The sequence below is a fragment of the Pseudomonas sp. P4_C3 genome (assembly GCF_056402075.1).
In genome coordinates this window covers 21,048-30,093 of the sequence record NZ_JBFUIC010000042.1, presented here as the reverse complement: position 1 = coordinate 30,093, position 9,046 = coordinate 21,048, and the positions used below count along the sequence as shown (strand labels likewise).

The 9,046-nt window shown below is 59.6% G+C and carries 9 protein-coding genes; all 9 read left to right on the top strand.

Features of this window, described 5'->3' with window-relative positions; genetic code table 11:
- Positions 1 to 320 precede the first annotated feature (320 nt).
- Positions 321 to 959 (top strand): TetR/AcrR family transcriptional regulator, encoded by a 639-nt coding sequence (locus AC1DVH_RS10500; RefSeq protein WP_108215361.1) that lies wholly within the window; start codon positions 321 to 323, stop codon positions 957 to 959.
- Positions 960 to 1,096: 137 nt separating this feature from the next.
- The gene (locus AC1DVH_RS10495) at positions 1,097 to 2,065 is read left to right on the top strand and encodes a GTP 3',8-cyclase MoaA (RefSeq protein ID WP_477753740.1); all 969 of its coding nucleotides are present in this window, start codon (positions 1,097 to 1,099) and stop codon (positions 2,063 to 2,065) included.
- Between the two features lie 172 nt (positions 2,066 to 2,237).
- The gene (locus AC1DVH_RS10490) at positions 2,238 to 2,846 is read left to right on the top strand and encodes a DUF4823 domain-containing protein (RefSeq protein ID WP_477753739.1); all 609 of its coding nucleotides are present in this window, start codon (positions 2,238 to 2,240) and stop codon (positions 2,844 to 2,846) included.
- A gap of 16 nt (positions 2,847 to 2,862) precedes the next feature.
- On the top strand, positions 2,863 to 3,423 hold the full coding sequence (locus tag AC1DVH_RS10485) for a DUF1285 domain-containing protein (protein ID WP_477753738.1): 561 nt from the start codon (positions 2,863 to 2,865) through the stop codon (positions 3,421 to 3,423).
- A gap of 140 nt (positions 3,424 to 3,563) precedes the next feature.
- Positions 3,564 to 4,280 (top strand): FadR/GntR family transcriptional regulator, encoded by a 717-nt coding sequence (locus AC1DVH_RS10480; RefSeq protein ID WP_477753737.1) that lies wholly within the window; start codon positions 3,564 to 3,566, stop codon positions 4,278 to 4,280.
- A gap of 45 nt (positions 4,281 to 4,325) precedes the next feature.
- On the top strand, positions 4,326 to 5,201 hold the full coding sequence (locus tag AC1DVH_RS10475) for an SMP-30/gluconolactonase/LRE family protein (RefSeq protein WP_477753736.1): 876 nt from the start codon (positions 4,326 to 4,328) through the stop codon (positions 5,199 to 5,201).
- A 273-nt stretch (positions 5,202 to 5,474) separates the two neighbouring features.
- A complete protein-coding gene (locus tag AC1DVH_RS10470) occupies positions 5,475 to 6,293 on the top strand; it encodes an SDR family oxidoreductase (protein WP_477753735.1) in 819 nt (272 codons plus the stop codon).
- A 141-nt stretch (positions 6,294 to 6,434) separates the two neighbouring features.
- Positions 6,435 to 7,439 carry a substrate-binding domain-containing protein gene (locus tag AC1DVH_RS10465; RefSeq protein ID WP_223459570.1) on the top strand — a complete coding sequence of 335 codons (1,005 nt, stop codon included), beginning with the start codon at positions 6,435 to 6,437 and terminating at the stop codon, positions 7,437 to 7,439.
- A 65-nt stretch (positions 7,440 to 7,504) separates the two neighbouring features.
- A complete protein-coding gene (gene araG / locus AC1DVH_RS10460; protein WP_477753734.1) occupies positions 7,505 to 9,043 on the top strand; it encodes an L-arabinose ABC transporter ATP-binding protein AraG in 1,539 nt (512 codons plus the stop codon).
- Positions 9,044 to 9,046 lie beyond the last annotated feature (3 nt).

Here is a 9,046-nt window from a genome sequence, read left to right as displayed (position 1 = left end):
GTTCTGGGGGGTGAATCCGGGTTAAGACCATTAGGAGTAAAACAATGGTACGCGGTCCGTCGGTACCAATATCGGCGTGACACTTGGGGGAGATGCCCCGCCGACAGTTCAAGTATTGATCAGGATTGCGCCTAGTCCAGTTTGCGGGTCAGGGTTTTTAAACAAATTTGGAATACGTGCGCTTCGGAAGAGTTCTCATCACCCTGTAAACGTGCGCAGAATGACCAGAAAGCGCAGATATGGTCGGATGATCCGTGCATTTTGGCGCAAGTTAGGCATAATACGCGGCTTCGAATTTTGACCCCGACAGACCTTTTCTTATGCATAAAGAACCTCGTAAGGTCCGTGAATTTCGTCGCCGCGAGCAGGAAATTCTCGATACCGCGCTCAAGCTGTTCCTCGAACAAGGTGAAGACAGTGTCACCGTCGAGATGATTGCTGATGCCGTCGGTATCGGCAAAGGCACGATCTACAAGCACTTCAAGTCCAAGGCGGAAATCTATCTGCGCCTGATGCTCGACTACGAGCGCGATTTGAACACACTGCTGCATTCGGCCGATGTCGACAAGGACAAGGAAGCCTTGTCCCGGGCGTACTTCGAATTCCGCATGCGCGATCCACAACGCTATCGCCTGTTCGACCGCCTCGAAGAGAAAGTGGTCAAGGGCAACCAGGTGCCGGAGATGATCGAGGAACTGCACAAGATCCGTGCCTCGAACTTCGAACGCCTGACCCTGCTGATCAAAGGCCGGATCAGTGAAGGCAAGCTGGAAGATGTACCGCCTTACTTCCATTACTGCGCGGCCTGGGCGTTGGTGCACGGTGCTGTCGCGCTGTACCACTCGCCGTTCTGGAGCAACGTGCTGGAAGATCAGGAAGGTTTCTTCCAGTTCCTGATGGACATCGGCGTGCGCATGGGCAACAAGCGCAAGCGTGACACCGACACGCCCGGCAGCTGAGCCATTCAGTTGCCTTATTGCGCCATGATTTCGCTACTTGGCGCAGTGCCGCAGGAATATACTCAGGTAGAGGACTTGCTAAAACTTGATTTCTGGGTCAAGTTTTAGCGGCCCGATATTCTTCCGCCGGAGTGACCATGATCGTTGACCGTCAAGGCAGGCGTTTTCGCAACTTGCGAATCAGTCTGACCTCAGCCTGCAATTACGCCTGTACCTACTGTGTGCCCAACGGCAAGCGGCTGGTGGCTGCGCAGGATGAGTTGTCGGCCGAAGCCATGGCGCGCGGTGTGGCTTATCTGATTGAAGCGGCGGGGATCGAGCGTCTGCGCATTACCGGCGGCGAGCCGCTGGTCAGCCCGAAACTCGAAGCGTTCATGACGGCGGTCGGGCAGATGGGCCTGGAAGATATCAGCCTGACTACCAATGGCCAGTTGCTGGCGAAGAAACTGCCACTGCTGGTGAACGCCGGCATTCGGCGCCTCAACGTTTCCCTCGATACTCTCGACGCCAATGCGTTCCGCACCATTGCCCGGGGCGGCGACCTGGCCACCGTGCTCGACGGCATGAACGAGGCCAGTGCGGCCGGCATGAAGATCAAGGTCAACATGGTACCGCTGCGCGGGCAGAACCTTGATCAGGTGATGCCGCTGCTCGACTACTGCCTGGAGCGCGGTTATGAACTGCGCTTCATCGAGCTGATGCGCATGGGCCACCTGGCCAACGATTCCAATGCTTTTCTGCAACAGTTCGTCAGCCTCCAGCAATTGCTGAGCCTGATCGGCGAGCGCTACGAGTATCTGCAGGCCGATGCCCCGGTCGATGCGACGGCCGTTCGCTATGAAATTCCCGGCCTGGGTTATTTCGGCGTGATCGCCAATGAAAGTGTGCCTTTCTGCCGTACCTGTTCACGCTTGCGTTTATCCTCCACCGGGTGGCTGCATGGCTGCCTGTCGTCGAGTAATCGCCATTACATCGGCGACCTGCTGGACAAGCCGCGCCACCAGGCGCTGCCGGCCTTGCAGAGGCTTCTGGTGAAGGCCTTGGGGGACAAGCAGGAAGTGGCGTTCTCTGGTGGCGCGACTGTCATGAAGATTATCGGCGGTTGAACCGGCCTCATCGCGGGCAAGCCACGCTCCCACAAGGTTTTGCGTAAATCCTTGTAGGAGCGAGCTTGCTCGCGATGGCTATAGATAAGTCAACAATGCTCATGAGCTGGCGCAAAAGCTGCATCCTACGGCCATTCGCCGGTTTTCCGACACCGGCCTCTGGGAGGATAGGATGCGTAGCCTGGTTTTGCTGCTGGCCGTTTTGGCACTTGGTGGCTGCATGAACGTCAGCGATATGGCCGAAGGGACTCGTTACCATATGAGCGATGCGGGGTTACTCGATCACAGCGACAGTCGTCGCGTAAACAATCTGCGCATTCAGCCGGACTCGTTCGTCTACATCGCCCAGGGCGCTTTCATGCCTGCGGGCAGCTCCGTTTACCCACGGCCCAACGTGATTGCCGAAGTCGCGTTCGATGGCTTCGTCGAATACTTCCCGATGGTCCGCCGTGCCCGTACGCCCCAAGGCCTCGACCATGCCATGGGCGAAGCCCGTGCCGCCGGTGCGCACTATCTGCTCTACACCCGATTTGCCAAGTCTGACGACCGTATCGGCAACTCGGACGAGTGGCTGGATCAGGAAGCCCTGGATCGTCTCGGCATCGACAGCGGTATGATTCAGATCATGTTGATCGAGACCAGCACCCAGTATTTGATTGATACTGCGACCATCAAGAGTCGTGGCGGTTTACTGACGTTCCACGATAAAAAACCCGAAGACCTGATGGGCCCGCCGCTGGAACAATATGCGCGCAGCCTGCTGGGGCTCAGCGACCAGTAATTTCAAGGAGAACACCATGAGTGGCCCGCAAAAAGCCAACGACCTGCTGGGGCAAATCCCCAAGACCAAAGGCTTGCCGCCGGTGCACCTGTGGAATCCCGATTTCTGCGGCGACATCGACATGCGCATCGCCCGCGACGGCACCTGGTATTACCTGGGCACGCCGATCGGGCGCAAGCCGATGGTCAAGCTGTTCTCCACCATCATTCGCCGCGACGGCGATGATTATTTCCTGATCACGCCGGTCGAAAAGGTCGGCATCAAGGTCGCCGATGCGCCGTTCGTGGCGATTGCGGTGGACGTGGAAGGCGAGGGCGAGGCGCAGGTGTTGCGCTTTACCACCAACGTCGATGAAACCACCGAGGCCGGTGCCGAGCATCCGATGCGCGTGGTCATCGATCCGGTAACGCAGGAACCGGCCCCTTATGTGCATGTGCGCAGCAATCTTGAAGCCTTGATCCATCGCAACGTGTTCTATCAATTGGTGGAGCTGGCGGTGAGCCGCGAGATCGACGGCCAGCGCTGGCTCGGTGTCTGGAGTGGCGGCGAGTTCTTCCCCATCGGTCTTGAGCCTTGAAAAGATCGCAGCCTGCGGCAGCTCCTACAGGAGTCCACATTTCCCTGTAGGAGCTGCCGCAGGCTGCGATCTTTTTTATTTGACATCCAATCGTATGATGATTAGCGTGAGCTTCCATCACATACGGCTTTGAGGTGTCCATGTCCAGCAGCTTTCATGCTTCGACCGTTGATTGGCTGGGATGCTGGCTCGCCACGGGGCAGGTCAAGCCGGGTGAGTCACTCAAGGTCGAAGCCGACCTCGGCGAACAACTTGGTGTAAGCCGCACGGTCATCCGTGAAGCCATCAAGACCCTGGTTGCCAAAGGCATGCTCGAAGTCGGCCCGAAGGTCGGCACGCGGGTGTTGCCGGTGCGGCGCTGGAACCTCTTCGATCCACAAGTCGTCGGCTGGTTGTCGCGCAGCGGCTTGCCGGAAAACTTCGTCGACGATCTGCTCGAYCTGCGCCGTACCATCGAACCGATGGCCGTGCGCTGGGCCTGCGAGCGTGCAACCGGCGAACAGGTGAACGCGATCCTGCTGGCCTGCAACGCGCTGGAACAGGCTGTGGACAGCGGCATCGATTACAACCGTGCCGACCAGCTCTTCCACGAGTGCATCCTCGCTGCCAGCCACAATCAATTCATCGAGCAAATGGTTCCCGCTCTCGGCGCGTTGCTGGCGGTGGCCTTTGAAGTGTCCGCCGCCGACCCGGATGAACTGCGCCGCACCTTGCCGATTCACCGGGACCTGGCCGAGGCTATCGCGGCCCGTGATACCGCCCGGGGTGTCTGGGCCTGCATGACCCTGATCGATAACGCGGACCTGGCGATCAAACGCTACTACCCGCAAGTCATGGCCGATAAAAAGGCCAGCTGACAACGAAAATCCCCACATGAAAACAAGAACCCTGCAGGAGGTTTCATGACTTTGACGGCGGTTACCGGGCATCGGGCGAAACTGGGTGAAGGCCCGTTCTGGGATGCGCCGACCCAGGCGCTGTATTGGGTGGATATCGCGGGTAAACAGGCGTTGCGGTTGATCGGCTCCAATGTGCAGATCTGGCAGATGCCGGAGCATGTGTCGTCCTTCATTCCCTGCGAAAGCGGCGATGCGCTGGTGACATTGAGCAGTGGGGTTTATCGGCTCGATCTCGACTCTCCTGGCCTGGAACCGCGCCTGACATTGTTCTGCGTGGCCGATCCGCAACCGGGCAACCGCCCCAACGAAGCCCGCTGCGACGCCCAGGGCCAGCTCTGGCTCGGCACCATGCAAAACAACATCGGAGAACACGGTGAAGACCTGCCCATCGTCCGCCGTTCCGGTGGACTGTTGCGCATCGATCGCGCCGGGCGGGTCGCGCCGCTGCTGCGTAACCTGGGCATTCCCAACACGCTGTTGTGGAGCGATGACGCCACCACCGTGTATTTCGGCGACAGCCTCGACGGCACCTTGTATCGACATTTCATCCGTACCGACGGAGCCCTCGATGCGCCGCAGCTCTGGTTTGGTCCGCACGAACGTGGCGGCCCGGACGGTTCGGCGATGGATGCCGAAGGTTTTATCTGGAATGCCCGTTGGGACGGCAGCTGCCTGCTCAGGTTGAGCCCTGGCGGCAAAGTCGATCGGATCATCGAATTGCCGATCAGTCGTCCCACCAGTTGCGTGTTTGGTGGTGCAGACCTGAAAACCCTGTACATCACCAGCGCAGCCAGTCCGCTGGGCCATCCGTTGGATGGGGCCGTGTTGTCGATTCCAGTGGATGTGCCTGGAAAGCAATGCACGCGTTTTGCTGGGTAAATCCCATAGTATGGGATGCAAATATATATATTGAGATTTGTCGCGGGCCGGGTTTATAGTCGGCCTCACCAGTTACATGCACTCACACTCAAAAAAACAAAACAGGTGAAGTGATGCAGCGAAGTTCCCCCGTGCTCCCTTGCGGAGCCTGTGCCTCAGAGCGTTTCCGAGCTGAAACGTTTTCGCACTCACCTGTTTCCTACCCAGCGCCTTTTGACCGGACATCGACAGATGCCCGGTTTTCGTCGTGTCTTCGAACAGGAGTCTTGATCCATGGCTGAACCACTGTCATTGCCACCGGTGCCCGAACCGCCCAAGGGCGAACGCCTGAAAAACAAGGTCGTGTTGCTGACCGGTGCCGCCCAGGGTATCGGCGAAGCGATTGTGGCGACCTTCGCGTCCCAGCAGGCCAGGCTGATCATCAGTGACATTCAGGCCGAGAAAGTCGAGAAAGTCGCAGCACATTGGCGAGACAAAGGCGCCGATGTGGTGGCGATCAAGGCCGACGTGTCGCGTCAACAGGATCTGCACGCCATGGCCCGGCTGGCGATTGACCTGCATGGCCGGATCGACGTGCTGGTCAACTGCGCCGGGGTCAACGTATTCCGTGACCCGCTGGAAATGACCGAAGAAGACTGGCATCGCTGCTTTGCCATCGACCTCGATGGCGCCTGGTACGGTTGCAAGGCGGTGCTGCCACAGATGATCGAGCAGGGCATCGGCAGCATCATCAACATTGCCTCCACCCATTCCTCCCACATCATTCCGGGCTGCTTTCCGTACCCGGTGGCCAAGCATGGCCTGCTCGGCCTGACCCGCGCGCTGGGCATCGAATATGCGGCCAAGGGCATCCGCGTCAATGCCATCGCGCCGGGCTATATCGAAACCCAGATCAACATCGATTACTGGAACGGTTTCGCCGACCCCCACGCCGAACGCCAACGCGCGTTTGACCTGCACCCGCCGCGTCGCATCGGTCAGCCGATCGAAGTGGCAATGACCGCCGTGTTCCTGGCCAGCGATGAAGCGCCGTTCATCAATGCCTCGTGCATCACTATCGATGGCGGGCGCTCGGTGATGTACCACGACTGAGTCATCGGGCTTTCAGGCGCATTACTACGTCTGAAATACAATCATCATACGATATGACTATTGGCAGTACGGTTTTACCGTCCTTTGTTTACAAAGAACGCTTTCAAAGAACGCTCAAGAACAATAACAAGGAGTCAGCTTATGAATCGTCGTCATGCTATCCGTTCCCTTTGCTGTGCCGCGTTGGCGGTCTCGGCGGTCAGCCTGAGCAGCACGCTGCTGGCGGCCGAGCAAGTGAAAATCGGTTTTCTGGTCAAGCAAGCGGAAGAACCCTGGTTCCAGACCGAATGGGCCTTTGCCGAAAAGGCCGGGAAAGAGAAGGGCTTCACCCTGATCAAGATCGCCGTGCCGGACGGTGAGAAAACCCTTTCTGCCATCGACAGCCTCGCGGCCAACGGCGCCAARGGCTTCGTGATCTGCCCGCCGGACGTGTCCCTGGGACCKGCGATCATGGCCAAGGCCAAACTCAACGGGCTGAAGGTGATTGCCGTCGATGACCGTTTCGTCGATGCCAGCGGCAAGTTCATGGAGGATGTGCCGTACCTCGGCATGGCCGCGTTCGAAGTCGGCCAGAAGCAGGGCAATGCCATGGCCACCGAGGCGAAGAAGCGCGGCTGGGACTGGAAAGACACCTATGCGGTGATCAACACCTACAACGAACTCGACACTGGCAAGAAGCGCACCGACGGCTCGGTCAAGGCACTCGAAGACGCCGGCATGCCGAAAGACCACATCCTGTTCGCGGCCCTCAAGACCCTCGACGTACCAGGCAGCATGGACGCCACCAACTCCGCCCTGGTGAAACTGCCGGGTGCGGCGAAGAACCTGATCATTGGTGGCATGAACGACAACACCGTCCTCGGCGGCGTGCGCGCCACCGAGAGCGCCGGTTTCGCTGCGGCCAACGTGATCGGCATCGGTATCAACGGTACCGACGCCATCGGCGAGCTGAAGAAACCCGACAGCGGCTTCTACGGCTCGATGCTGCCAAGCCCGCACATCGAGGGCTACAACACCGCGAGCATGATGTACGAGTGGGTCACCACCGGCACTGAACCGGCGAAATTCACCGCCATGGACGACGTGACGCTGATCACCCGCGACAACTTCAAGCAGGAACTGGAAAAGATCGGCCTGTGGAACTGACGACCGTTTGATTTCAGCGGCGGCCTCGGCGACGGGGCTGCCTGACCGGTTTGAAGAGGTGGGTTATGCACGCGCAAACAAATACACAACAACACAGCGGCAGCTTGCGCTTCAACGGGATCGGCAAGACCTTTCCCGGTGTGAAGGCGCTGGACAACATCAGCTTCGTCGCCCATCCGGGGCAGGTTCATGCCTTGATGGGCGAGAACGGTGCCGGCAAGTCGACGCTGCTGAAAATCCTCGGCGGGGCCTATACGCCCAGCAGCGGTGCCTTGCAGATCGGCGAGCGGGCGATGGACTTCAAGTCCACCGCCGACAGCATCGGCAGTGGCGTCGCGGTGATCCATCAGGAGCTGCATCTGGTGCCGGAAATGACCGTGGCGGAGAACCTGTTTCTCGGGCATCTGCCGGCCAGTTTCGRCTTGATCAACCGCGGTGCCCTGCGCCAGCAGGCACTGGCCTGTCTCAAAGGCCTGGCCGATGAAATCGACCCGCAAGAGAAAGTCGGGCGCCTGTCCCTCGGCCAGCGGCAATTGGTGGAAATCGCCAAGGCTTTGTCCCGTGGCGCCCATGTGATTGCCTTCGACGAACCCACCAGCAGCCTTTCGGCGCGGGAGATCGAGCGCTTGATGGCGATCATCGGCCGGCTGCGGGACGAGGGCAAAGTGGTGCTCTACGTGTCCCATCGCATGGAAGAGGTGTTTCGCATTTGTGATGCTGTGACGGTGTTCAAGGACGGGCGATACGTGCGCACGTTCGAGGACATGGGCCAGTTGACCCACGATCAACTGGTCACCTGCATGGTCGGTCGTGACATTCAGGACATCTACGATTACCGCCCCCGTCAGCGCGGCGCCGTGGCGCTCAAGGTCGACGGTTTGCTTGGGCCGGGGTTGCGTGAGCCGGTGAGTTTCGAGGTGCACAAGGGCGAAATCCTCGGGCTGTTCGGGCTGGTCGGTGCCGGTCGCACCGAGCTGTTGCGCTTGCTCAGCGGCCTGGCGCGCCACAGCGCCGGACAGCTGAAACTTCGTGGCCATGAACTGAAGCTGCGTTCACCCCGGGACGCGATTGCCGCCGGGGTCCTGTTGTGCCCCGAGGACCGCAAGAAGGAAGGCATCCTGCCGCTGGCCAGCGTCGCCGAGAACATCAACATCAGCGCCCGCGGCGCCAACTCCACCTTCGGTTGCCTGTTGCGCGGGCTGTGGGAGAAGGACAACGCCGACCAGCAGATCAAGGCGCTCAAGGTGAAAACGCCCCACGCCGGGCAGCAGATCAGGTTTCTTTCCGGCGGTAACCAGCAGAAGGCCATTCTCGGCCGCTGGCTGTCGATGCCGATGAAAGTGCTGCTGCTCGACGAACCCACCCGCGGCATCGACATCGGTGCCAAGGCCGAGATCTACCAGATCATCCATAACCTGGCGGCCGAGGGGATCGCGGTGATTGTGGTGTCCAGTGACTTGATGGAAGTCATGGGTATTTCCGACCGCATCCTGGTGCTGTGCGAAGGCGCCCTGCGTGGCGAGCTGAGCCGCGACCAGGCCAATGAATCCAACCTGCTGCAACTGGCTTTGCCGCGCCAACGCGACGACGGCGTGGCGAACTGAGAG